Annotated in this window: 19 protein-coding genes; 6 read left to right on the top strand and 13 right to left on the bottom strand. The window is 35.8% G+C overall.

Annotated features, from left to right (window positions below; genetic code table 11):
• Positions 1–14 precede the first annotated feature (14 nt).
• The 12 genes from G9Q29_RS12745 to porU all read right to left on the bottom strand — a co-directional run bounded on the left by G9Q29_RS12745 (position 15) and on the right by porU (position 13,126).
• A complete protein-coding gene (locus G9Q29_RS12745) occupies positions 15–671 on the bottom strand; it encodes a hypothetical protein (RefSeq protein WP_166138005.1) in 657 nt (218 codons plus the stop codon).
• A 3-nt stretch (positions 672–674) separates the two neighbouring features.
• Positions 675–1,709 carry an ATP-grasp domain-containing protein gene (locus G9Q29_RS12740; protein ID WP_166138002.1) on the bottom strand — a complete coding sequence of 345 codons (1,035 nt, stop codon included), beginning with the start codon at positions 1,707–1,709 and terminating at the stop codon, positions 675–677.
• Between the two features lie 10 nt (positions 1,710–1,719).
• A complete protein-coding gene (locus G9Q29_RS12735; RefSeq protein ID WP_166137999.1) occupies positions 1,720–2,430 on the bottom strand; it encodes an NRDE family protein in 711 nt (236 codons plus the stop codon).
• Positions 2,418–2,870 (bottom strand): DinB family protein, encoded by a 453-nt coding sequence (locus tag G9Q29_RS12730; RefSeq protein ID WP_225872946.1) that lies wholly within the window; start codon positions 2,868–2,870, stop codon positions 2,418–2,420. The genes G9Q29_RS12735 and G9Q29_RS12730 overlap by 13 nt, the downstream gene beginning before the upstream one ends.
• A gap of 43 nt (positions 2,871–2,913) precedes the next feature.
• Positions 2,914–3,294 carry a DoxX family protein gene (locus G9Q29_RS12725; RefSeq protein WP_166137993.1) on the bottom strand — a complete coding sequence of 127 codons (381 nt, stop codon included), beginning with the start codon at positions 3,292–3,294 and terminating at the stop codon, positions 2,914–2,916.
• A complete protein-coding gene (locus G9Q29_RS12720) occupies positions 3,291–3,896 on the bottom strand; it encodes a peroxiredoxin-like family protein (protein ID WP_166137990.1) in 606 nt (201 codons plus the stop codon). Before G9Q29_RS12720 ends, G9Q29_RS12725 begins: the two co-directional genes overlap by 4 nt.
• A gap of 78 nt (positions 3,897–3,974) precedes the next feature.
• On the bottom strand, positions 3,975–4,592 hold the full coding sequence (locus tag G9Q29_RS12715) for a Crp/Fnr family transcriptional regulator (protein ID WP_225872945.1): 618 nt from the start codon (positions 4,590–4,592) through the stop codon (positions 3,975–3,977).
• A gap of 150 nt (positions 4,593–4,742) precedes the next feature.
• On the bottom strand, positions 4,743–6,380 hold the full coding sequence (locus G9Q29_RS12710) for a pyruvate dehydrogenase complex dihydrolipoamide acetyltransferase (RefSeq protein WP_166137984.1): 1,638 nt from the start codon (positions 6,378–6,380) through the stop codon (positions 4,743–4,745).
• Positions 6,381–6,387: 7 nt separating this feature from the next.
• Positions 6,388–7,386, bottom strand: coding sequence for a pyruvate dehydrogenase (acetyl-transferring) E1 component subunit alpha (gene pdhA / locus G9Q29_RS12705; RefSeq protein WP_166137981.1), 999 nt, complete (start codon positions 7,384–7,386; stop codon positions 6,388–6,390).
• Positions 7,387–7,529: 143 nt separating this feature from the next.
• Complete coding sequence (gene cdd / locus G9Q29_RS12700) at positions 7,530–8,012, bottom strand: cytidine deaminase (protein ID WP_166137978.1); 483 nt, start codon at positions 8,010–8,012, stop codon at positions 7,530–7,532.
• Positions 8,013–8,093: 81 nt separating this feature from the next.
• Entirely contained in the window at positions 8,094–9,257 is a 1,164-nt protein-coding gene (gene porV / locus G9Q29_RS12695; protein WP_166137975.1) for a type IX secretion system outer membrane channel protein PorV, read from the bottom strand.
• Between the two features lie 38 nt (positions 9,258–9,295).
• The gene (gene porU / locus G9Q29_RS12690; RefSeq protein WP_166138316.1) at positions 9,296–13,126 is read right to left on the bottom strand and encodes a type IX secretion system sortase PorU; all 3,831 of its coding nucleotides are present in this window, start codon (positions 13,124–13,126) and stop codon (positions 9,296–9,298) included.
• Positions 13,127–13,336: 210 nt separating this feature from the next.
• Here porU and gldJ point away from each other — a divergent pair, with 210 nt between their 5' ends.
• Both gldJ and G9Q29_RS12680 read left to right on the top strand, forming a co-directional pair.
• Positions 13,337–15,013, top strand: a complete 1,677-nt coding sequence (gldJ, locus tag G9Q29_RS12685) for a gliding motility lipoprotein GldJ (protein WP_166137972.1) — start codon at positions 13,337–13,339, stop codon at positions 15,011–15,013.
• Between the two features lie 66 nt (positions 15,014–15,079).
• Positions 15,080–16,366 (top strand): UDP-N-acetylmuramoyl-tripeptide--D-alanyl-D-alanine ligase, encoded by a 1,287-nt coding sequence (locus tag G9Q29_RS12680; RefSeq protein ID WP_166137969.1) that lies wholly within the window; start codon positions 15,080–15,082, stop codon positions 16,364–16,366.
• A 44-nt stretch (positions 16,367–16,410) separates the two neighbouring features.
• On the opposite strand, the gene G9Q29_RS12675 is transcribed toward G9Q29_RS12680, so the two are convergent.
• Positions 16,411–19,284 (bottom strand): triple tyrosine motif-containing protein, encoded by a 2,874-nt coding sequence (locus G9Q29_RS12675; protein WP_166137966.1) that lies wholly within the window; start codon positions 19,282–19,284, stop codon positions 16,411–16,413.
• Between the two features lie 335 nt (positions 19,285–19,619).
• Here G9Q29_RS12675 and G9Q29_RS12670 point away from each other — a divergent pair, with 335 nt between their 5' ends.
• The 4 genes from G9Q29_RS12670 to G9Q29_RS12655 all read left to right on the top strand — a co-directional run bounded on the left by G9Q29_RS12670 (position 19,620) and on the right by G9Q29_RS12655 (position 26,777).
• Entirely contained in the window at positions 19,620–22,730 is a 3,111-nt protein-coding gene (locus G9Q29_RS12670; RefSeq protein WP_166137963.1) for a SusC/RagA family TonB-linked outer membrane protein, read from the top strand.
• A 14-nt stretch (positions 22,731–22,744) separates the two neighbouring features.
• Positions 22,745–24,253: a RagB/SusD family nutrient uptake outer membrane protein gene (locus G9Q29_RS12665; protein WP_166137961.1), complete on the top strand. Its 1,509-nt coding sequence runs from the start codon at positions 22,745–22,747 to the stop codon at positions 24,251–24,253.
• A gap of 209 nt (positions 24,254–24,462) precedes the next feature.
• Positions 24,463–25,308 carry an endonuclease/exonuclease/phosphatase family protein gene (locus G9Q29_RS12660; RefSeq protein ID WP_166137958.1) on the top strand — a complete coding sequence of 282 codons (846 nt, stop codon included), beginning with the start codon at positions 24,463–24,465 and terminating at the stop codon, positions 25,306–25,308.
• Between the two features lie 2 nt (positions 25,309–25,310).
• A complete protein-coding gene (locus G9Q29_RS12655) occupies positions 25,311–26,777 on the top strand; it encodes a glycoside hydrolase family 30 protein (RefSeq protein ID WP_225872944.1) in 1,467 nt (488 codons plus the stop codon).
• Positions 26,778–26,783 lie beyond the last annotated feature (6 nt).

Genomic DNA, 26,783 nt, shown 5'->3' with positions numbered 1-26,783 from the left:
GTTTTTTTGTTGTTTTATAACGTGGTACTTTCCTTTTTATGGTACTTCTTATACACTTTGACTACCTGAAAAAGTGCTAAAACCAAAAAGAAAAGTGGAATAATCACAGGAAAAATGTAACTAGAATAATCACTAGTATGTGTTGATAATTGGTTTAATACCAAAATTAAAGCCAACATTCCTGAAAAAGTACCGAGCAATGTACCTGCAATGTAAAACAGTTTAAGCTTATTTCCTACTGAAATATAATTGCCATTCATGAGGTATAAATTCCAGCCAGTCCAAAATGGTATTTGTAAAAAATTAATAGCGCTTAAAAATACGCCAATTAGAAACGGATAATAGTGCAAATAAGATCCTAAAACACTTTGATTATCACTCGAAGCTTGAGAGCCAGCGTAAAATGAATATCCGATCAGCAGCAAAAAAAGAATAGCGAAATAGTCAATGTACCGCATCAACTTTAGATTTTCAACCAATCGCTGCGCAAATTTCAAGGTATAAAAAATCACAAAACCTTCGACCAAAACAACGCCTAACAGGAACCATATCAAAGATAGTAATCCTTGGCTGCGGTGAATTTCGAAACCTACTAAATTTAAATATCCCAACGGAATCGAGCCTACAAAACTGACCAAAAACCCAACTAGAATATTTTTTACGATTTTCATGATTTAAAAATTAGCAATCTTTTTACTTTGCTCCAAGTGTAAGCGATATTCTTTCATCCCTTCTTTGTGAGACAAGTAGGACGCACCATTTTTATGATTGGCAACACTAATTTCATACATGTAGGTAATGTGTCGTGCGAGTTCTTTCCAAGCAAAAAAGATGGAATGCTTTGGATCGTAAATATGGGTAGGCTCACTTGCGGCACCGTTCAATTCTACCACGGCAAAATTTTTCCCATCTTGTAATTCGGCCATCGTGTTGTACATAATATCCAACCTCCCAAAATAAAAACCAGGAATTTGCAAGCACATTTCGTTAATAGCCTGCGTTAATTGAGGCGTTATCCAATGGCTACCATCAACAAATTTTGCACCTCTAGCATGATTACCGTACGGAACAAGATTTACTTTTTCGTTTAGCGGAATTACTTCTTGCAATTGTGCTCCATACTCCTGCTTTAAAACTTTTAATTGTAACTCGTAACGCGGATTTTGTTTGATCAATTCCTCCATAGTTGATTTACCATCGCCCGTAATGATTAAAAATTCTTTAGAAACAATTCCTGTTATTCTACCCAACTTTTCATGCGGATAACGCACATAAAAAATTCCTACTTCCTCAGCATATGGAATTAAATTTTGAACCAAATAATCAAAGTTGGCCTTAGTAGCATACTCATTCAAATCAGTAACCGACTCGATTTTTTTTACGCCACCACCACGCAAACCAATATCTGGTTTTGCAATTAGCGGAAATTGAATTTGATTATTTTCTATTAAAGTTTGAACTTCTGTTGTAGGTGTACCCTCAGTTACCAAAATTGTAGTTGGGTAATATTGTTGAGGAATAATGTCGTAAATTTCTTTTTTAGACTCCATCATAAAACCGCCATTTTTGATAGTCGGATTGGAAGCATTAAAGAAAAAAATAGATTTGGCTTTAATGGCATAGTACGACCACAAAAAATAAATTGGGATGTAAACAATCAGAAAAGGCCAGTATTCCCAATGGGTAAGTTTATGAAAAAATAGTTTCAAAATTTAAAATTTAGACGGTGATAAATGAGGTGGTAAAATCCTCTTTTGTGATCAAGTCATAATGCAATACACTCACCTTATTCTGTTGTAAGAACGCTTGCGTAATACTTAAGGTTTGCATCTCATCATTACGATTAATTACCAAACCATTTTCTTGATTGTCGTTGTGCGTGTACCTGTGAAATTGATACATGTCGTTTGCTAAAACCTGCTGCTTTTCATTCATATATTGATGAAACCATTGCGCCCGTTCCTCACGTACGGCTGAAGGATACAAGGTTGAGGAAGACCAAACATGAGGTTGATTAATGTTTAGTGATATCGTTTCTTTTTCGGAGCCATTCCAGCGTAATTGCCATAATTGTTCATCTTGAAACAACACCAATGTAAACGGTTCAATTTGATCTAAATCTATAACATCCCAAGATGCTCGTGGTGAAGAAGCGCTAATCACATCCAACACAATTAAACCGCGACTTTTGCGATATGGCAATTGTACTTGGTGTTTTTCCTGAGCACCGTTAAGCAAAACAAGAACAGCACCTGTTTCATTAGTTGCAAACCAAGTTCCGCCTGCTTTTGGATCTTTAGGATAAATTAAATTTTGACTATTAACACGATAACTTTGTGGCGGTATGGCACTTGGTCTGATTATTTTTTCGTCTCGATTAGATGTAATAATGATACTATCTTCCGTTTTTACAAAACTTACTGTGCACATTGATTTCTATATTCGATAGTGGATCTGGCAACGCCAAAATTAGGATCAATACTCACGGTTTCACACTGCAAAATAGCCACTTTTATCAACGCTTGATGGTGAATGCAATGTTCTAAATTATAAAGTAATTCTCTGTGATAATTAGTACTAATACGTATTTCCTCGCCATCGATTATTTGTAACAATTCCATGTCTTTATTTTCACGATCCAAATTTTCCTGAATGGCAATGATCTTCTCTATTGCAAACTGTGTGTCGGTTTGAATACGTGTGTTGCGAGCTCTATTATCATAATTAACACACCCTAATTCATATTGATTCTCGAGGCACTGAAACATCTCGATTATATGACGCGTGTGCTCACCGATTGTAGCATTGCTTAACTCTGGGCAGGCTTGAGAATACTCCGTTTGGGACAATTGTTGGAGTAAGTCCGTCAACTCATTTAAGCTATTTTGTATTGAAGGTAATAACATATATTTACTAATTGAACCAATTTATTAATTTATTCTTTTCTTTTGCCACCAAAGTAGCACAACAAAGAAAGGCAATTAACGCCAAAATAAAAAGCGTCGCACCATCATTTTTCACCTCGATTCCAAGGACAAAAAGGTGAGCAAAAATCGCGCCAAGCAAAATACACGTTCCTCCTATCGCGGCCGCTAATGAGGTCCTAGGCATTAGAAGAAATACAGCAACAAGTAATTCAGCGACACCAATGCTAATCCTACCATAAGGCTCCATATTCAAAGCAGAAAAAATATAAACTGACTCTGGACTAGCATTAAATTTGAAATAGAGTGTTTGGAGAAAAATTATAGCTACAATTAATCTCAACAACCAAACAAAAGTGCAGTCTTTCATGATTTAGACTGTAAAGCCTGCGCAACAGCAATCAATAATTCGGTTGAGATACGAGTTTTAAAATTTGGTGTTAGATATTCAAACTCGATTTCTGCATTTTTGTTTAGGATAAAAAGAGCTGGGACTGGCAAAAAAGATTTATTTGTACCTAGAGAGCCTTTTGAAATGGTATTTTTATAGTTTTCTGGAGCTTGAAAAGCAATTCCAACTGATTTTGAAAAAAGGCCATCACTATCAGACAATAACATGTAATTTAGTTTTTGCTTTTCCTCTGTGCTCTTTAAGTTTTCTGGAGCATCGGGACTAATTGCTATAATTTGATATCCTAATGCAAGTAAGTCTTCTTCGACCTCACCCATAGCTGCCAGGTGCGCATTGCAATATGGACACCAACCACCGCGATATACCAAGACAATTGTTTTTTGCTTTGCAAATAAGTCTTGCAAGTTTACAAGTTTATTCTCTACTGTTTTTAAACTGACAGATGGGATTTTTTCTCCAATTAACAATGGAGCAATTTCAGTTGCTGATTTGGGTAATTCGGTTTGCGCCCGAACAGAAAAACTACTGATAATAAAAACTAAGGCAATGATCTTTTTCATAGTATTTGATTTTTTATTTGGTAAAAATACAAACACCTTTAACATCCAATTGTCAGCTAGATTGCAGTTGATTAAAATTTAGGCAAAACCCAGACTATTGTGAATTACAATTTCTTTGCGACTATAACTTATGATGCCATTTGCTTCTAATTCATTCAGTAATTGTGTGGCTGTTTGCCTTGAGGTACAAATAATTTGAGCAATATCGTTTTGGGTCAAATAATTTTCTAGAATGACTGCTTCTCCTACAATCTTTCCTTCTTTTGCAATCCAATCTTTCAAAAATTGTAACAAACGAGTTTTAGCGTCTTTCGAAATCAAATTAGCATAGCTGTTCTTGATACGTTTCATTTTTAAACCAACAAACTTAGTGTAAATGAGTGCTAAACTTGGATTTTTCAGCAACAATTCCTCAAAATCAGAAATCAAAAAACTGCAAATTGCTACATCATTTGATAGAACTTTTGCATACTCGTTACTTTGACTATCTGATTCCAATGAAAGTTCCCCAAACAAGTCGCCTTTTTGGATGATATCCTTAATCGTTTCGTTACCATCGTCATCAATGGCTACAATTTTAATATTTCCTTTTTTGAGTAAAAAAATTCTCGGGACATCAGAAGATGAAAAATAAATAACTTCTCCTTTTTGAGCTTTTTTAAAACCAGTCACAATACAAAGCTGTTTGATTTGCATAAAACTCAATGTGCGGAACAACTTATGATCTCTAAGATACCAATATTTCAACTCTTCGGACATACTTGTTTGCTTTTATGTAAATGTATTAAAAAAACAAAACCCTTTCTAACCGAAATTAGAAAGGGTTTATTATGTAATGTGTACTACTTACGCCAGCATGGTAACTGGGCTTTCGATAAATTGTTTTAATGTTTGCAAGAACTGCGCTCCCGTAGCACCATCAATAGTACGGTGATCACATGCAAGAGATAACATCATTGTGTTACCTACTACAATTTGACCATTTTTTACCACTGGCTTTTCTACAATTGCTCCTACTGATAAAATAGCAGAGTTAGGCTGATTGATAATTGAATTGAATTCAGTTATACCAAACATTCCAAGGTTAGAAACCGTAAAGGTACTTCCTTCCATTTCTTGTGGACCTAGTTTTTTGTTTTTAGCTCTTCCGGCAAGATCTCTTACACTCGCTCCAATTTGAGATAAGCTCATTGCATCTGTAAATTTCAATACAGGAACAACCAAACCGTCTTCAACCGCAACTGCTACTCCAATATTTACGTGGTGGTTGATAGTAATTGCATCTTCTTTCCACTGAGAGTTAATTTTTGGATGTTTTTTCAATGCCAAAGCACATGCTTTAATCACCATATCATTAAATGAAACCTTTGTATCAGGAACAGTATTGATCACTGCTCTTGAAGCCATCGCATCATCCATAGAAACTTCAATAACTAAATTATAGTGTGGTGCTGTAAATAAAGATTCCGCTAAACGTTTTGCGATAATTTTACGCATTTGCGAATTCTTGATTTCCTCTGTCATCACTTCACCTGCTGGAACAACTACTTTTGGTGTAGTTACTGTTTCAACGGTAGTTGCAACTGGAGCAACTGGCGTGGCTGCCGCTGGACTAAAGTTTTCAACATCACTTTTAACGATTCGACCATTTTCACCTGAACCTTTTACTTGGTTCAATTGAATGCCTTTATCGCTAGCTATTTTTTTTGCCAATGGCGAAGCCAAAATACGCTGACCTGCAACTGCTTCTTGAGCAACTGGAGCTGCTGCGGGAGCTTCAACTTCTGGAGTTTTTTCTGCTGCTGGAGTTTCAGCGGTTACTGCTGCTGCACCTGGAGTATAATTTCCTGCCAATGAGCTAACATCTGTTCCTGCTGGGCCAATAATAGCTAACAAACTATCTACTGCAGCAGTACTTCCTTCTTCGATTCCGATATGTAAAAGCGTACCTGCGTTGAAAGACTCAAATTCCATTGTAGCTTTATCGGTTTCGATTTCGGCTAAAATATCACCTTCAGCTACCACATCACCTACTTTTTTCAACCAAGTAGCTACAGTACCTTCGGTCATAGTATCGCTTAAACGAGGCATAGTAACCACTACTACTCCTTTTGGTAATGAAGTCGTTGCAGGTGTTGCTACTTCTGTTTTAACTTCTTCCGAAACTGGAGTTGCTTCAGCAACTGGTGCTGCTTCAACAGCTGGAGCCGCTGTACCACCAGCTAATAAAGCTGAAATATCTTCACCCTCTTTACCAATAATAGCAAGCAAAGAGTCAACTGGAGCAGTTTCCCCAGCTGGTATGCCTATGTGTAAAAGAATCCCTTCATTAAAAGATTCAAATTCCATTGTTGCTTTATCTGTTTCAATTTCAGCAAGAATATCTCCTTCGCTTACTTTATCACCTACATTTTTAAGCCAAGTTGCTACGGTTCCTTCCGTCATAGTATCGCTCAAACGAGGCATTGTGATTATTGTTGCCATAATTGATTTATAGTTTATGAGGTATAAAAGGATAGTTTTCTTGTTCGTATACTACGTCATACAATTGTTGTATTGGCGGATAATCCGACTCTTCAGCAAATGTTGCACATTCCTCTACTAAATCTTTTACGCGTTGATCAATTGCTTCAATTTCTTCGGCAGTAGCATAATTTTCATCTTTGATTATGTCTAAAACTTGTGTAATTGGATCTATTTTTTTGTACTCTTCAACCTCATCTTTTGAACGGTACAATTGCGCATCTGACATAGAATGCCCTCTATAACGGTAAGTTTTCATTTCTAAAAACGTTGGACCATCTCCGCGACGTGCTCTTTCAATTGCTTCTGTCATTGCCTCTGCTACTTTTACAGGATTCATTCCGTCAACAGGACCACATGGCATTTCGTATCCTAGACCTAATTTCCAAATATCAGTATGGTTCGCTGTTCTCTCTACAGATGTCCCCATTGCATATCCGTTATTTTCTACGATAAAAACCACAGGAAGTTTCCACAACATAGCCATGTTAAATGCCTCGTGCAAAGAACCTTGACGTGCAGCACCATCTCCAAAATAAGTTAATGTTACTCCACCAGTATTAAAATACTTATCAGCAAAAGCCAATCCAGCACCTACTGGAATTTGAGCACCTACAATTCCATGACCTCCGTAAAAACCATGCTCTTTAGAAAAAATATGCATTGAACCACCCATACCTTTTGAAGTACCAGTTACTTTTCCTAAAAGTTCTGCCATTACTCTTTTTGGATCAACGCCCATACCAATTGGCTGTACGTGATTACGGTAAGCTGTAATCATTTTATCTTTTGTCAAATCCATAGCATGTAAAGCCCCTGCTAATACAGCTTCTTGACCGTTGTATAAATGTAGAAATCCTCTAACTTTTTGTTGGATGTATAAAGCGGCAAGCTTATCCTCAAACTTTCTCCAAAGCAGCATATCTTCATACCACTTTAAATATACTTCTTTTGTAACTTCTTTCATCTGACTTTTTCTTTTGCTAAAGTGTTATTGTGTTATCAATTTGTACCTATAACGCAAAATAGTTTCCTCCCACAAATTTGCGAAATGCAAAAATAAGACATTCCAACCTAGAACTAAAATATAAACACCAATTTTTGGCGCTTTTACAAGAATTTTTTATCGAACATAAAGGGCAGTAGATTTTTGAGAGAATCTGATTGATATACTGCTCCTATTTCACCCATAAAATATATTTCTATTGGAACCTCTTGTTTGATTTCGTACTCTGCAATAGACTGCCTGCAGGATCCACATGGTGGAATTGGCGCTGTAGTTTGATTCGTATCAGAAGCTGCAGTAATGGCCATTTGCATTATTTTTGCCTGCGGATATTTTGCACCAGCATAAAAAATGGCAACTCTCTCTGCGCAAAGTCCCGATGGGTATGCTGCATTTTCTTGATTAGACCCAGTAATTATCTCGCCATTGTCTAACAGCAGCGCAACACCCACTCTAAATTGTGAATAAGGGGCATAGGCATTTTTTCGTGCTTCGACAGCTTTTCCCATCAATTCCTGAACTGGAGCAGGTAAATCAGTTGGCGCATCAAACACATTAAATTCTGTTGTAATTGCAATTGTTTTCATTTTTTGTAAGGAAAAAAAATCCAAATTTCATTCGACTACTCGGAATGAAATTTGGATCGTTATTTATTATTGAATTAAATTTTAATACACTTCGTATTTGTCACCAAAATTAAACGTTAGTGAAAATCGCAAGGTGTTTTCTAATGGGTTTCGAACATTTGACGCAGAAAACAAATAAGAAACATCTACTTTGATTGCTGTATATTTAAAACCTGCACCTAAACTAAAAAATTGTCGAGCTCCTTTTTCTGGACTTTCGTGAAAGTAACCCATTCGCAAGGCGAAAGAGTCTTGATACATATATTCAGCACCAACAGCATAAGTCACCTCTTGCAATTCTTCGCTGAAACCACCTGGCGCATCTCCAAAAGATTTAAAAACACCTGAAGTCCAACCTATAGAACGGTAATTATTTCTGTTTTGATTTACTTCCTCATTGGTAACATCACCATCTCCATTTAAATCTGAATCTTGAAAACTTGGAATTAGTAACTTATTAAATTCAACATTAAGCGCTACTTTATTAAAATCATCTAGGATAAAATCGAAACCAGATCCTATTTTTAAATTAGCTGGAATAAAGTTGCTGTTAAAATCGTCATTGTCATAACTAATTTTTGGACCTAAGTTTTGGATATTGAAACCTGCTCTCCAGCGACCATTAAAATCATTGTATGCTATTTCCTCAGACTGAAAGAAACCAGCAACATCAACGGCAAAGGTACTTGCTGAACTTGCATCTGTATTATCCGACGCCACTTTTAAATTAGAATTTATGAATCGGCCACCAACAGCCATCGAAAATTTTTCGCTTAACTTTAAAGAATACGAAGCATCAAGTGCTAGCTCATTTGGAGAAACAATTCTTGCTGGATCAATCGCATTATCACGTAATTCAATATCGCCTAATCCAAAATAACGCAAGCTACCTGCAAAGGCACTTTTCTCGTCGATTTTTTGATAGTAAGTTAGCTGCGCCAACGAAATATCATTAACCAAGTCTGTTAAATATGGAGTATAACTTACTGAAAACCCTTTTGCATCTTCTGCAAAAGCATATTTAGCGGGATTCCATTGTTGCGAAGTGGCATCGGCAGATGTGGCTACACCAATATCACCCATACCGGCAGCTCTTGCATCAGCAGCGACTAATAGAAATGGAACACCTGGATTAAGGGTTCTCTCTTGCGCCACAGCGCTCTTACAAGCAAAAATAAATATAAATAGTGGTATTATTTTTTTCATTATGATGCTAAAATTTAAGGAACAAATATACTATATTATTAAAGGATTACAAGTTTTTCAAATTTTTCGGATTTTTTGTTGGTTAAAGTTGATTTTACTGTCAACTTATACACATAAACGCCCTTACCTAATCGGTCTCCAAAATCATCCTTTCCGTCCCAAGTAATGTCTTTTGACAAGAACCCTGAGGTAGTAACGACTTGGTTTTTGGTCCACACCACTTTTCCTGTTACCGTCATGACTTGCACTTGCACTTCTAAAGGCTCAAACGGCCTATTGTGTGTAAACCAAAACTCCGTGTAACTCACAAAAGGGTTGGGATAATTTAGCACCCTAGTCAAACTCACTGCATCATCGCCCACCACAACAAATTGGATTTCTGACGTAACTGGATTATTATACACATCCCAAGCTGTAAAGGTTATAATATGCAAACCAGGCTCCAAATTACGCAGTGGAAAACGCAACGTACCTTTTGTAAAATCATCAACATTTGCTTGATAGTAATCATTGAGAATAAAAGGATTGTTGACATCTCCATCTAAAACTGCAATTATATCATGACCAATTCCGCTAGCTGTGTTAATACCGTTCTCATCTTCAAGGTAAGCTACAAAAAAGGGCGAAGCATTTGTAACTCCTCCTGATACAAATGTCTCGTCGTTCATATATAACTGCACTCTCGGACTAATATTGTCTGCCACTGCATTTTCGTTAATACCACCTACCTTTATGGTAGTATCAAATCCCGCTTCATTTTGTAAAACTTGTGCTCTTTTAGCATAAAAACTAATACGCCCTTCGCCAATAGGAACTCTAATATCACGCGGTACGACAAAACTAAACTCGAACTTCCCCGCAGTAATACTTGCGTTTCCTCTAAAAATAGTCTCACCTAAAACATTAAAATTGATTGGCGGACTATTCCCATCATTATTAAAGGTGCTGCGAGCAATCATTTTATCATAAACAGAAGTACTAAGTTCTCCGTTGTAGAACGTAAGCGGATTGTTGTTCTCATCTGTAATTTCTCCAGCTAATTTTATTTTAGAAAGCGATTTAAAATCAGGAAGCACATCTGTAACGGGAATATCATTAACTCTAGTTAGTCTAATTTTTGGTTTAGCAATAGCAAGCATCAACGCAGGATCACCAATGTAAAAAACCACGTTTGTTGCCGATGTGGGATTACTATTTTTTGAAATACGCAATGCCTCAGCAATCGTTGTGTATTGATTAGAACCATAGGAAAGCAGATTTTTGGTAAACGTATCATTGAAAGTTTCGGCACTAAATTGACCAATAGATCTAATTGTGGTGATCATTGCAATAGCACCACCCTTGGGATTCCAATAAGTAAATTCACCAGCAGTTGGACGAAACGGGTTATCAAAGCGCGAAAAATCACAAGTGATGGTTATAAACAAAGGATATTTGTAACGATTACTCAAGTTTTGTCCATCTGATTTTTCCCAAATACGTTCTGCTGACAATCCATCCTCGCCACCATGACCGAGATAATTAAATACAAGGGCTCCTTTTTCAAAAGCATTAAAGAAATCAGTTCTCGCTTTTGGATAACGCGAACCTCCTGCAGAGGCCTCTTGTGTATAAGAATCCAACAGAATTTTACTGACGTTAAAAAAAGGCTTTTCGGTTATGATCGTATTTGCTAAATTATTTTGCTTGTTTTGTAAGTTCGCATCTGACGGCACGTCAGAATCATCGGAAACCAAAACAAAATTGTTTCGCCAACTTCCGTAAGAGGCCAAATCATGGTATTCAAAAACTTTGGTAACCATTTCTTCAGCTTGCTTGCTATCATTTACTAACATTCGTCCTACCGCAATATCTATTCCACCAAAACGAGACACAATATTCCCTTCATTAGCATCCATTAATCCGTAGAAATCATCAGAGGCATATGACGATTCTCCAGATGTATTACTATTTAAGGAGTGATAGATAGGAACAATATTTGAATTATTAGGGATTCTGTTTTTATAGTCGTAAGAAGCATCTCCAAAAAGATTTATGTACTTGATACGCTTGTCCGGAGAAGAAGCATTTTGATACATATATTTAACACAATTTCTAATAGCTGCAATATCTTGTTTTCCTGATGAGAATTCCTGATAAATTTGCTCTAACGGAATTACCCTTACCTTTAAATTGGAATTAGTACGATGAAACGCTGCCAATCGCTCCGCTTGCGAAAGCAGAAATGAAGGTGCAAAAATCGCGTAATCAATATCCTGAAAATTACCTTGCTCATTTTTTAATAAGGTTCCTTTCAAATTCTGATTTGCAACTTTTGCATTGGCTTCTCGCATTGGCTCTAAATAATCAGCATTATCTATTGCAACATATTTGCGAACCTCACCAAGAACTGCTTTAAAATTAATAGTATTTTGATTGGAATTAGCAAGCGATGTAACGTTGTATAAATCTGTCACATCCCAAATTTGACTTATCTGCGCTGCGTTAGCAACAACATAATTAGCAACACCACTACTAGAAGCGGCTTGCTCGTATTGAAAAAGAAATTGTTTGCCATAACCTTGTAATTTTCTTTTGGCTTGCAACCTAATATGATCTAAAAAACCTCGAGAACCCGGAACACCGTTGTTGTTGTATTTCAATTTTATTTTAACCGTTTCTGCCGCCGTAAATTGAGTGTTAGCAGGAAGCGATGCAGCAAAATAAGCCACATCCGAAGCCGCGTTCAAAGCAGGAAAAGATAATGATCCAGTAACTGCGCCATTGGCACTTATTTCGAAATTAGTTGTGGCAAAAGAGGCTGATGCTGCCGTCACCATTAATTTAATAGGGCTTGAGGTATCAATATTAGGAAAGGAAAAATCAAACTCTTGCTCTGCTTTCACATCAAAAATTTCTCCAAACCACTGCCTGCCCAATCGAGCTACATTTACCAAATCTTGTTCGTAAAATTGGTAATCGTCAAATGAATTAATATTTAATGTAGCCGCTGCAGACGGCTGCGGAAGAGGAGTCATTCGCTTTCCATCGGCACCTTGAACATTGATATAATAATAAGATTTGCTATCGTATAAATTTTGATGTGTCCTACTTTCGTCATTCCAATTGGCAACACCTTCACCATAAAAAAGAATAAAATCTTCATTATTAAAAATACCATCCGTTTCACCTATGACCTGAATGGCATTCTCAACAAGATCATTTGGATAAAAAATTGAATTAGCAAGCGGCAACATTTTACCACCGTTACCATAAATTTTAATTTTACGTGGATCAACTCTACCTACATCAATACCTAACTGTTGCAAAAAAGAGCGACTAATTCTGTAAGCTCCGGATTTTTCTATATAAAATCGATACCAATTACCACTAGCTAGCACTGAATTAGTAATTGCATTACTTCGTGCATTTTCTGTAAGCAATCTTGAAGCAGCGGAATTAATTTGATACGAAAACGAAACAATTTTTTTTAAACCCAAACCATCTTTTACAATTGGCGAAATATGAATAAAAGCATCCCATCGATCACGCGACTTTTTAATATCAAGTTCAGCCACAACTTTGTCTGGAATTGCTTTTAAATCCAACTCTCCTAACTCATCAAAATCCATCATCTGGTAATTCACCGCTGTAATTTGCAGAACACCTTCATCAAAAACAATAGGCTGAACGACACGGTGGGTATACATAATGCTTTTGTTAGCATCATTATACTCAAAACCAAGATTTGAAAAGGACGGAATTACTCGTTTGAAATCGCCATAAAACATCTCTTTTTTTGCAACCCAATCTAAAACAACTTCACCTTTAGTTTGTGCGATAGACCCGCACGAAACAAGGAACAGCAGAAGTAAAAGCGTATTTTTCATCATGATTTTTAACGGGATTGTACAGACCTTATTATTAATGCGTAAAAATAAATCATTTCGTGCCATACTGAATAATAAATAGTATAAATTTGCGTTCTATTAGACAATTTAATGTTAAAATTAGATTGATAAATTTTTTAAAAAAAGTTAGATGCCAATTAATTGTTAATTATTATATTGCGGCATTAAAATTATTACCCCCAAAAGAGTATGAAAGCAAACAGAATTATGGGCTTACAGGCTTTACTTGCAATTATGTTGTTAGTAGGTTTTTCCAGTTGTAGTAAAAAATCCAGCTCAAAGAATACATCGAGAGCCACGGGTTGGAACATGGATAGTAGAAAAGGCTCTAGTAAAAAGAAGCAAGATGCAGGACCAGGATTGGTTTTTGTTGAAGGAGGAACCTTTACAATGGGTAAAGTACAAGATGACGTAATGCATGATTGGAACAATTCTCCAACGCAGCAACACGTGCAATCATTTTATATGGATGAAACAGAAGTTACCAATTCCATGTACTTAGATTACTTAGATTGGTTAAAAAGTGTATACCCTCCAACTGAAGAAAACTATAAAAACATTTACGAAGGAGCATCACCAGATACTTTGGTATGGCGCAATAGATTAGGATACAATGAAACAATGACTAATAACTACTTGAGACATCCGTCTTATGCGGAATACCCAGTAGTTGGTGTTAATTGGATTCAGGCTGTTGAATTTAGCAACTGGAGAACACAGCGTGTAAACGAAGCTTTGTTAGAAAAAAACGGTTACCTAAAGAAAAATGCAAAGACCAAAGACGTAACTGCTGAAAGTAATTTTGATACTGAAACTTATTTGGCAACGCCAACTTCTGCTTACGGAGGAGACGAAACTATTGTTTTGAAAAAAGGAGCAAGAAGAGCACCTGCTGGTAGAAATGGAACTGCCGCAGAACCTAAAAATGTTTATGCACAGCGTTCTTCTGGAATCTTATTACCAGAGTACCGCTTACCAACTGAAGCAGAATGGGAATATGCTGCTGCTGCTGATGTAGGACAAAGAGAGTACAATATTTACAAAGGACAAAAGAAATATCCTTGGTCTGGAGGTTATACACGTTCAGGAAAGAGAGTGAGCAAAGGCGATCAGCTTGCCAACTTTAAACAAGGAAATGGTGATTACGGCGGAATTGCAGGATGGTCTGATGATGGTGCAGATATTACTAACGAAGTAAAAAAATATCCAGCTAACGATTTTGGATTGTATGACATGGCCGGAAACGTTGCAGAATGGGTACAAGACGTATACAGACCAATTGTTGATAATGAAGCTAATGACTTCAACTACTTTAGAGGAAACCAGTACACAAAAAACAAAATTGGTGCTGACGGAAAAGTTGAAATTGTTACTAAAGCGAACATGAAATACGACACGCTAAGTAATGGTAGAATTATCGCTAGAAACTTCCCAGGACAAATTGCACAAGTACCTGTTGATGAGCAAGAAACTTACTTAAGACAAAACTTTGATAAAAGTAACAACATCAATTACAGAGATGGTGACAAACAGTCTACTCGTTATTACAATTTTGGAGAGTCAGAGTCAGATGATGACAAAACAAAATCAGACAAAAAAATGTATAACTCTCCTAAACATAATGTAACAACAGACAGTTTAGGTAAAATGGTTAGAAAATACGATAGTTCTAGCAAAAGAACAACGTTAATTAACGATGAATCAAGAGTTTACAAAGGAGGTTCTTGGAGAGATAGAGCATATTGGTTAGATCCAGCTCAAAGAAGATATTTTCCTCAAGATATGGCAACAGACTACATTGGGTTTAGATGTGCTATGTCACGTGTAGGTCCAAAAGCAGACAAGAAAAGATCTGCCAGAAACTAAAATCAAAACATCATTTACCCACAAAAGCCCTTTGATTAGGGCTTTTGTTTTTTATACACTATTGCTATGGACATTAATCATTTGCACAAACTTTTTCTTGAATGTAGCTCAATATCAATTGACACTCGAAAAATTGAACCTAAATCTTTATTTGTAGCCATAAAAGGAGAACGGTTTGACGCTAACACTTTTGCAGAGGAAGCATTACTAAAAGGAGCATCCTTTGTTATTATTGATAATCCAAATTATTTATTTGATCATCGAACCATCCTTGTACCAGATAGCTTAGTAGCATTACAAGAATTAGCTAAGTTTCATAGACAGTACTTGAACATCCCGATTGTAGCACTTACCGGCAGCAACGGAAAGACAACTACGAAAGAACTCATTAATGTGGTGTTGTCAAAAAAATTCAAAACTAAAGCAACAGTGGGCAACCTCAACAATCACATTGGTGTGCCTTTGACACTTCTCTCGTTTAATAAAACAACTGAAATAGGAATCGTTGAAATGGGTGCCAACCATCAAAAAGAGATTGAATTTCTGTGCGAAATTGCACAACCTGATTTTGGATATATTACTAATTTCGGAAAGGCACATTTAGAAGGATTTGGTGGAGTTGAAGGCGTCATTAAAGGTAAAAGCGAAATGTATGACTACCTTAAAAAAGCAGCTAAACTCGTATTTGTAAATTTAGAAGACGAAATTCAAATAGCAAAAACAAATTCAATAGAACGCTACTCTTTTGGAGTTAATAAAAAAGAAGCAGATATAAATATCTCAGCAATTGAGGCAAAGCCGCTGGCAAAAATAAACTACAATAACGTTGAAATACAATCGCAATTAATTGGATTGTATAATGCCAACAATATCAATGCTGCCATTGCAATAGGAACCTATTTTAAGGTAGCACTAACTGATATTAAAGTTGCACTTGAAAACTATATTCCTGAAAACAATCGATCGCAATTGCTGCAAATAGGAAGCAACAAAATCATCTTAGATGCGTACAACGCCAATCCAAGCAGTATGAAGGTTGCTATTGCCAATTTCATTCAACTGCAAGACCTGAATAAAATATTAGTGTTAGGAGATATGTTTGAGCTTGGAGAAGAAAGCAAACAAGAACACAAACTCATAATAGAATCGGTACAAAATGAAGCAAACATCATTTGTTATTTTGTTGGATCTGATTTTAAAGCTCAGCAAATAGTACAATCAAATTTATTCTTTTTTGAAAGCTTTGATGACTTTGCCAAAGATTTAGCTAATATTTCATTCAACGACAATTCAATATTGATAAAAGGATCTCGCGGTATGGCTTTGGAACGCACTACAGCCTTCATCAAATAACAACAAAGCCCTAATGATAATGATATAATTAGGGCTTTGTTAATTTAAATACTCATGAGAAAACCAATAAGGTTTTCTTTTTTATTTAGCCCTAACTTTTTACGAAGTCGATAACGGGCCAACTCTACTCCACCAGTAGAAATATTCATAATTTCAGCAATTTCTTTAGTAGACATATTCATTAAAAGATAGGTTGACAAATCCAACTCCCTCGGACTAATTGTAGGATATTGTTCTTTCAATCTTTTTAAGAAATCAAAATGGACATTTTTAATGTGCTTTTCAAGATCCTTCCAACTTTTATCTGCATTTACCTCCTTGACAATGCTTTTGTTTAATTTGGAAAACTGAAACTTTGTTGACTCATCAAAAGCATCCGCATTAATATCTTTTAATTTATGGATGATTCCGTTCAAAATCTTATTTTTCTTTACAACCTGTAGAGAATTATTAACCAACTCTTTATCCTTGGCTAAAATTTTGATCTTTAATTTATCGTTTTTTAATTTCTCAATCTCTTTCTCTAAATCGTATTGCTCTTGTCTAATTTTAGCTTCACGTTCTAAATATAGCCTACGTTGCTCTATAGTTTCATAATATTTGTTCTTTCTAATTTTAACCTGAATTCGTTTTCTAACAAAGAAAACACAACCCACCAATAGCACCACATAAAGTAGGTAAGCCAAAAAATGGCGGTACCAAGGCGGAGCAACTTCGAAACTAACTGTTACCTCTTCAGATTCAATTCCGTTACTATTTCTCACCTTTAATTTCATAGTATAAGTTCCCTCCCTTAAATTGGTATATTCTTTAATTGAGGTTCCTGACCAATTACTCCACAGATCATCAAAGCCTTCAAGCTGATAGGAGAATTCTACATTCTCTAAATTATCATAAATTGGAGATGAAAATGTAAATTTTACCCGATTAGAACTAAATGGTATTGTCACTTTTTGAGGAGCAACGCTGCCATTACCAAACAAAACAGTTTCATCAGGATACGAAAAACTTCGAATAAAGGCGCGTGGTTTTTGCAAAGAATTATTAGGAATATTTGAATTGTAGTGGGCTAAACCATCGGTAAGTCCTATTAAAATATCCGAAGAACCTGCGACGTTTATCGACATATAATTGGATACGAGATTACCAGATAAATTACTAAACGCAGCCGTTTCATTTTTATAACTTCCATCATTTTGCTTACGCAAAACACCTAATGATTCTTTAAAAAAATACCATAAATTATCGTATTTATCTTGGCTTAAAGCAGCTATTTGAGGTAAATTTTTGAACAATTGCGAGATGTTTTTATCTTCAATAAACAAAGTTTTTTTTTCAGAAAAACGATAAAATCGATTATTCGCTTGAAAATAAACTGCTCCGTTGATACGCTGAACACTACCAATACCTTTGTTATTCTTATCAAAATTAGGATACACTTTTATTTTCTGGAATCGGCTCAAATCAGTAGTAAACGCAAGTTGGTATACAACATTATCTTTTTTTAGCCATAAATTATGTTCGTCAATTTCAAAAGTGTTAGCTGACAAGTCGAATCCTGAAATGATATTTTTAAAACTAAAACCCGATGTTCCTTTCTCAAAAACAGTAAAACCGCTGTAGGTCGAACCAATAATAAATTGCGGTTGGTTTGGAACCGATTTAAACCCAAAATGCCCTTTAGAACTTAAAACCTCAATAACTTTTTCACCAGAAATCAAAAGAGCTCCTCTATTGTGTGCGCATATAAGTTGTCCATCAACTACTTGAATATTCCACGCTTGACCAGTTGTACCAGCAACAATTTTAAAATTTCCATCTCTAAAACTTGAATTCCACGAATGGTAAAACAACCCCTGATTGGTAGCCACATATAAATTACCTTGGTGAATTACCGACGCATAAACTGTACTTAAATTATAACTAAAACCAAAAAATGAAAAAGGCGAATTCTCATTTATAAATGCAATACCATTATCTAATCCTAACCACAAATTATTTTTGTTATCGATAAATGAGGAAAGAACAGTGTTATTTTGCAATCCTTGTTGGTAATTAATGTGTTGGATAATTTTGCCATTCAAATCACAAATTATAATTCCATCAAGAACAGAATTAAGAGCAATATTGTTCTTACCCACTATAACACCACCTAAAGCGCTATTTCTTAGCACAAATTTATTCGCCTCCGTATTCCAAGGTTTGGTAGTCTCTTGATCATAAACAAACATTCCTTTGTCCAAAGTACTAATCAAAAGTTGCTGATTTGGCAAAGGAAAAATACCCCAAACTTCAGTAGAATTTAAAACCGCTGTACCCTTTAACGGACGTAATCCTCCATTCACATATTCAAGTAAACCAGCTTCTTTATCCTGAAAAATCAATTGATTTTTAACTACGAATGAAAACTGAAACCTACTTATAGGTTCAAGTATTTTTAATTTTCCGTTTTTGTAAATGTATACTTTGGTGAATGATTGAAAAACAACCTCATCTTGATAAAGATGAATTTTCCATATAAAATCAATTGACTTAGGACGATTAGATTGCAATAGTTTAGATAATGAAACATAATCCAATTTTCCCTTTGCATTGGCTTTGTAATATCCAAATTCATCATAACCACCTACAAAAATTCGCCCGGAAGAATCGATTTTCAGTGCTCTTACTGCTCCTGTATTTTGTAATGGATACCTACGCCATGAAGAACCATCATATTGCAACAACCCACTATTATTGGCAAAATACATATTACCATTAGCATCCTGATCTATATCCCAGTTTTGTGTACCGGCTTTATAATCTGATTTTTTATAATTTCTCACTTCTGGTAATCCAATGCTTTTTACTTGAGCAATACAAGAATTGAACACCGAAAAGTAGACAACAATAAAAACAATATACTTTTTGAATTTCATTTTTTCAAAATAAAAGATGGTAATGATATAAGCTAAAAATCCACTGAGCATGTCCTACAATAGAAGCTTTGTTATTAATCAAATACAAAAAAAGAGAATTTTTCTGTAACTACTATAAATGTAGTGGTTTTTAAATTATTTAACATCTTAATAAGAAAGCAAAATAAATTTTAATGGATTTTAAATCAATATTTTACAAAATTTTTGATGTGTTTTTGTAAAGTATTAAAATATACTTTGATGTGTTTTTGTAAGGATTATAAAAAACGAATACAGAAAATTTTATACTAGTATTGCATCAAATTACTAATTAATTAACCAAAATTTTTAGAAATATGAAATTTTCAAAAGTGTTTATTTTTTGTCTATTATCTATTCTTTTCACAGCTTTTGCACAAGCGCAAGAAACAACCGTGAAAGGAAAAGTCTCTGACGAAACTGGTATGCCCATCCCAGGAGTGAGTATTCTTATTAAAGGTACTACAAAAGGAACCACAACTGATTTTGATGGACTTTATCAAATTACAGCCGACTCTAAAGCCACACTTGAGTTTAGCTATGTTGGATATACGACCACTAGTCAAGCCATTAACAGCAGACAAAATATTTCAATTAAATTACAAGCATCCACTGAAAACCTACAGGAAGTTGTTGTAGTTGGTTACGGCACGCAAAAGAAAAGTGTTGTTACTGGAGCAATATCTAGTGTAAAAGCGAAAGATCTAGAAAAAGTACCTAACGGAAGAATTGAGCAAGCACTTCAAGGCCGTGTTTCTGGTGTTACAATTGCAGCAAGTTCAGGTCAGCCAGGATCTGGAAGCACAATTCGAGTAAGAGGTGTTACTACTTTTGGAGATGGAGGAAACAATCCGCTTTGGGTAGTTGATGGTGTTGTGGTAGATGGAAATGGAATTGGATTTTTAAACCAATCTGACATTGAATCTGTTGAAGTCTTAAAAGATGCCGCATCAGCAGCAATTTATGGAACTCGCGCCGCGACAGGAGTTATATTGATTACGACTAAGAAGGGTAAAAATGGTAAAATAGCAGTAAGCTATACAGGATTTTCTGGATTTTCAGCACCTGAAAAAACACTAAATCTATTAAATGCTACACAATACGCAACTATTTTAAACGAAAAATCAACGGCAGCTGGTGGTTCGCCTGTGTTTGCTAATCCATCATCTTTAGGTGTGGGAACCGATTGGCAAAAAGCAATTTTCAATAAGTCAGCATTCCGTTACTCACATGAAGTAAGCCTTAGTGGCGGAAGCGAAAAGTCAAACTTTTATGCTTCGTTTGGTATTCAGGACCAAGAAGGGATCGTTATGACTGAGATTTCGAATTTTTCAAAGAAAAACTTCCGACTTAATTCTACCCACAAAATATCTGACGTATTTACTTTTGGACAAACACTTGGTTTTTCTAGACAAAAATCAACAGGGATAGGAAATACCAATAGTGAATTTGGAGGTCCTTTAAGTTCTGCTATCAACTTAGACCCAACGACACCATTAGTTGAAACAGATCCAACAAAAGCGAACCAAGCACCATATGCTGGTAATCCAGTAATTAGAGATGCTAACGGTAATCCTTACGGAATATCAAGTTTGGTTGGCCAAGAAATGACTAATCCATTAGCCTACGCAAAAACTAGATTAGGCAGTTTTTCAACATCTGATGATATCGTTGGAAATGCCTATTTAGAAGCAGCTATTTCAAAACATATAAAAGTTAGATCTACGCTTGGAGCAAAATTATCAACTTGGGGCGGGCAAGGTTTTACTCCCGTATTTTATTTAAGCGCAACTTCAAATGTGCTAAAAAACAATTATAGTAAAAGCGAGAACAAAAGTTTTGCTTGGAACGTGGAGAACATTGTTACTTACACCAACAAATTTGCAAAACACAACCTAACTGTATTATTAGGACAAGGTTCGTATGTTGATAATATTGGTGGTGGTTTAGGAGCTACTTTGTTTGGATTACCAATTTCTGATTACAGAGATGCCTCCTTCAATTTTGACATTCCGCAAACAGACCGCACTAGCTACACTTACGATGCAACTGAGCACAAATTAACATCGTTGTTTTCACGTGTAAATTATGATTATGATGAAAAATACCTTTTCACGGGTATTATTCGTAGAGACGGATCAAGTCGTTTTGGAGCTAATAATAAATTTGGTGTTTTCCCATCATTCAATTTAGGATGGGTTGTAACCAAAGAAGAATTCTGGAAAGAAAACAAATTTGTGAATACTTTTAAAATCCGTGGAGGTTACGGAATTGTAGGTAATGATGCCATTCCGGATTTTAGATACCTATCATTGGTTGAAGGAGGTTACAATTATTCTTTTGGAAACACAGGAGCAATTACTACAGGATACGCAAATCTTACTTTAGATAACCCAGATTTGAGATGGGAAGAAACTTCACAAGCTAACATCGGATTTGAATCTAAGATATTGAATGATTTTACCTTAACTGTAGACATGTACAAAAAATCTACAAAAGGAATTTTAAGACCAATTAACATTCCTGGTTATGTTGGAGTTACTGCCAGTCCAGTAGGAAACGTAGCCGATATGGACAACAAAGGAATTGAGATTGAACTTGGATACAAAAAAAGCTTCGGAGATCTTAATTTTTCAGCAAATGGAAACATTGCTTATCTAGAAAATAGGGTGACTTATGTAGCTTCTGACTCAGATTTTATAGGAGGAGATGCTTCATTCCAATCAATGGGACAAGTAACCAGAACGCAAGTAGGACAATCATACAATTCCTTTTATGGATTTAAAACCGCTGGTATATTTCAAAACCAAGCCGAAATTGATGCCTACATCAATACTTCTGGTGGATTAATTCAGCCTAATGCACGCCCGGGAGATTTCCGTTGGGTTGATACAAATGGTAATGGCTCTATTGGAGATGATGACAGACAATTTTTAGGAACAAATATCCCAAAATACACCTACGGTTTGACTTTAAACCTTGATTATAAAAACTTCGACTTAATGATCTTTTCGCAAGGAGCAGCTGGAAATAAAATATTCCAAGGTTTACGCCGTCTCGATGTAGGAAATGCCAATTACCAAACAAGCGCTTTGGGCAGATGGACAGGCGAAGGAACATCTAATACTTACCCACGTTTAACGAACAACGACAGCAACAGCAACTTTGGTAGAATGTCTGACTTTTATCTTGAAAAAGGAGATTATTTGAGATTAAAGCTGATTCAAATTGGATACTCATTACCAACCAAAGCTATCAGCAAAATTGGAGCAAGTAAACTACGATTTTATGTAAATGCTGAAAACCTATTTACAATTACAAAATACACAGGTTACGATCCAGAAATTGGAGGTGGTGTATTTGGTATCGACAAAGGAATTTATCCGCAAGCAAGAACATTCATGCTTGGAGCTAATGTACAATTCTAAAACATAAAAAAATTATGAAAACGATCTTACTAAAAAATCTATTCGTAGCAACTGCAGTACTTTCAATGGTATCATGCTCAGAAGAATTTGTAGAAGTTACACCAAAAGGTTCCTTTTTATCTGAAAATTATTATGCCAATCAAGATCAAGCTACTGCTGCACTTGTTGGTGTTTATGACCCGATTAGAAAAAATTCAAGCGGTTTCGAAAATATGATTGCTATGATGAATGCCGGATCTGATGATCATTTTGCAGGTGGCGGAGGACCAACCGATGGTGCTGGAATTCAAGGTTTCTCATCGCATTCTTTAACTCCTACTACTATTCCGGGAAGTTTCTGGAACGACCACTACCAAGGAATTTTTAGAGCCAACACTTTACTTTTAAAAATTCCGGGTGTAGCAATGCCTGAAGAAGTTAAAGCTCGTTTTACAGGAGAGTCAAAAGCTTTACGAGCAATTTACTACTTCAATTTGGTACGCTTATTTAAAAATGTTCCTTTGCTACTCGATCCGTTAACAGCTACAAATATGTACACGGTAGAACAAGCGACACCACAAGCCGTTTATGAACAAATTGAAAAGGATTTGTTAGATGCTATTAACCTTCTCCCAAATCGAGTTAATGTTGAAACTGAGTCTGGAAGATTGAACAAAGGCGCTGCACAAGCCATGTTAGGCAAAGTTTATTTATTTCAAGGTAAAAAAACAGAAGCAGCCTCAATACTAGCACAAGTAAACGGAACTCCTGGAACAACCAATCAATACGGTAACAAATTGCTAACTAAATTTAGTGATCTATGGGTAGTAGGAAACAAGTTTAACACAGAATCATTAATTGAAGTATCGCATACAAGCGCCGGTAATTCAGATTGGGGCTTCTGGGGTTCAGGAAGAGATGAAGGAAATTCACTAAACGTAATGGTTGGCCCAAGAAGTTATTCTAAAACAGTAGGATCTACAGCAGCAGATTTACCTTCGGGCTGGGCATTCAACCTGATCACACAGGATTTGTACGATGCAATAAAGAATGACCCGCGTTTTGAATCAACGATTTATGATTTAAAAACTTTAAAAGAAGCTGGACAAGCAAATTATATTGGCGCATACCAAGACACAGGCTACTTTTTGAATAAATTTTTACCCAGAAAAGAAGATGTACGAACTGGAGGTGGTGCTGCCGAATTAAATTACAAACAAAACAGCTACATCTTGCGTTTGGCTGACTCTTATTTGATGGAAGCAGAAGCATTAGGCTCAGGACCAAGAGCTCAAGCATTACTTGACGCAGTTCGAAGTAGAGTTGGTCTACCAACAATTCCTGTTACTATTGACGCAATCAAAAACGAAAGAAGAATGGAATTGGCAGGAGAAGGACACCGCTTTTTTGACTTGGTTCGCTGGGGCGATGCTACTGCAAAATTAGGCAGCAGAGGTTTTAATGCTGGCGTAGACGAAATTTTTCCAATTCCCGAAAGAGAATTACAAGGAACAAAATTAAAACAAAATCCTGGCTACAATTAAGCACTGTTTTTGTTTCAAGCCAAAATTAAGTCTAGAACAATTGTAACTCGTTCTAAACTTGGTTCTAAAATAAAAGGCTAAAACGCTTTATAATACTGGTAATTAATAATTTGTATTTGATTTTTTTGTTTAGTTAGCCCTTCATTAAGAGCTTTTAACTACTTTTAGCTAAAAGCTCATTAGAAGGGAATTAATCATAAAACAAACATATGAAGCAACTCAAAAACACAATCGTTTGTATCATTTTAGGATGTCTGACATCAATTTGCGAGGCGCAAAGTCTAAAGGTCTTAACGTATAACATCCGTTTGGATATTGCTAGTGATGGGGTAAATGCTTGGTCAAATAGAAAGGATTACTTCAACGCTCAATTACAATTTTACAATCCTGATATTTTTGGTATTCAAGAGGCACTACCAAATCAAGTTCGTGATATTGCAGCAGCGCATGAAACGTATAAAAATATCAGCATGGGCAGAGATGGAATTGAGCAAGGAGAAGCATCGTCTCTATTTTTTAAAAAAGATCGTTTTACGTTGCTCCAAGGAGCTACTTTTTGGCTTTCAGAAACACCAAATGTTATTTCAAAAGGTTGGGATGCTGCACTAAACCGCATTTGTACTTATACACTTTTAAAAGACAAAGAGACTAAAAAACACCTCTGGGTTTTCAACACCCATCTTGATCACATGGGCGAGCAAGCAAGAACAGAAAGTTTGGCTTTAATTGTATCCAAAATAAAGCAACTAAACACGCAAAATTATCCTGTTATTTTAATGGGTGATTTCAACTCTGAGCCTAAAGAAGATCGTATCAAACAACTCAAAAAATCAATGGATGACTCGAGAGATATCAGCATTCAAAAACCTTTTGGCCCCAACGGCACATTCAATGGTTTTAAACACAACGAACCTGTAACTAAAATAATTGATTACATTTTTTTATCAAAAAACAATCCTTTTCTCGTAACAAAATATGCTATTCTAAGCGACTCGAAAGATCTCAAATACCCTTCGGATCACTTGCCAGTGTATGTCGAGTTAAAACTGAAATAATTATGACTTTACTACAAAATTCTATAAAACTAGCACTGCTTTTGAGCTTTAGTATGGCCACAAGTAACTGCTCGTCGTCAAGCGATACTACTGAGGTTGTAGTTACGCCCGCTCCTACTACACCGCCTACAACTGGAACCAATCAAATGGATTTTTGGTTAACCAAAGGCAATCAAACTATAGTATTACAAAAACAGCCGGGTAATTTGACTTTTGGCAACAGTATAAATACTTATGCTAACATTGAAGTTGATGAAAGCAAAACATTTCAAACTATTGACGGTTTTGGTTATACACTAACAGGTGGAAGCGCTCAAGTTATTAATCAACTTTCAGCACAAAAAAGACAAGAACTTTTAAAGGAATTATTCGGTAATGATGCTAACGGAATTGCAATTAGTTATTTACGTCTAAGTATTGGCGCATCAGACTTAAATGCGACGCCTTTCACATATAATGATCTTCCCAATGGACAAACAGATGTTACATTATCTAAATTTAGTTTAACTCCTGACCAAGCTGATGTCATTCCAATGTTAAAAGAAATTGTAGCCATAAATCCGTCAATAAAAATAATGGCAACACCATGGTCTCCGCCAGTTTGGATGAAGGACAATAACAGTTTTGTTGGAGGAGGTTTAAAACCCGAATTTTACAATGTATATGCAAAATATTTTGTAAAATACATTCAAGCCATGAAGGCCGAGGGAATAACAATTGACGCCATTACACCTCAAAACGAACCTTTACATCCTGGCAACAATCCAAGTATGTTAATGCTGGCGCAACAACAAGCTGATTTTATTAAAAATCATTTAGGGCCAGAATTTAAAGCCGCAAACCTCAGCACAAAAATTGTAGCATACGACCATAATTGCAATAAACCAGAATATCCTATAGCTGTATTGGGAGACACAGGAGCAAATCCCTTTGTAGACGGATCGGCATTTCACCTTTACGAAGGCGATATTAGCACACTTGAAACCGTTCACAATGCTTTTCCTACCAAAAATATTTATTTTACAGAGCAATACACCTCATCAACAGGTAGTTTTTCTGGAGATTTAAAATGGCATGTAAAAAATGTAATCATCGGATCCATGCGCAATTGGAGTAAAACAGCTTTAGAATGGAATTTAGCCAATAATGCCTCTTTCGGTCCAAATACTCCTGGTGGTTGTACAACTTGTAAAGGAGCCTTGACTGTTAATAGCAGCGATAGCTTTACAAGAAATGTAGGCTACTATATTATTGCTCATGCTTCAAAATTTGTTCCAACCGGCTCAGTACGCATTTCAAGTAACAATTCAGGAAATTTAAATACAGTTGCTTTTAAAACCCCTGCAGGAAAAAAAGTTTTATTAGTTGAAAACGACGGAGAAACAACTACTTTATTCAACATCAAATACAACGGAACTTGGATTACTACTTCATTAGAAGGTAATTCTGTTGGAACTTATATTTGGTAAAGCACA

This window comes from Flavobacterium turcicum (genome assembly GCF_011365745.1).
GTDB classification, from domain to species: domain Bacteria; phylum Bacteroidota; class Bacteroidia; order Flavobacteriales; family Flavobacteriaceae; genus Flavobacterium; species Flavobacterium turcicum.
This window is presented reverse-complemented; position numbering and strand designations above follow the sequence as displayed.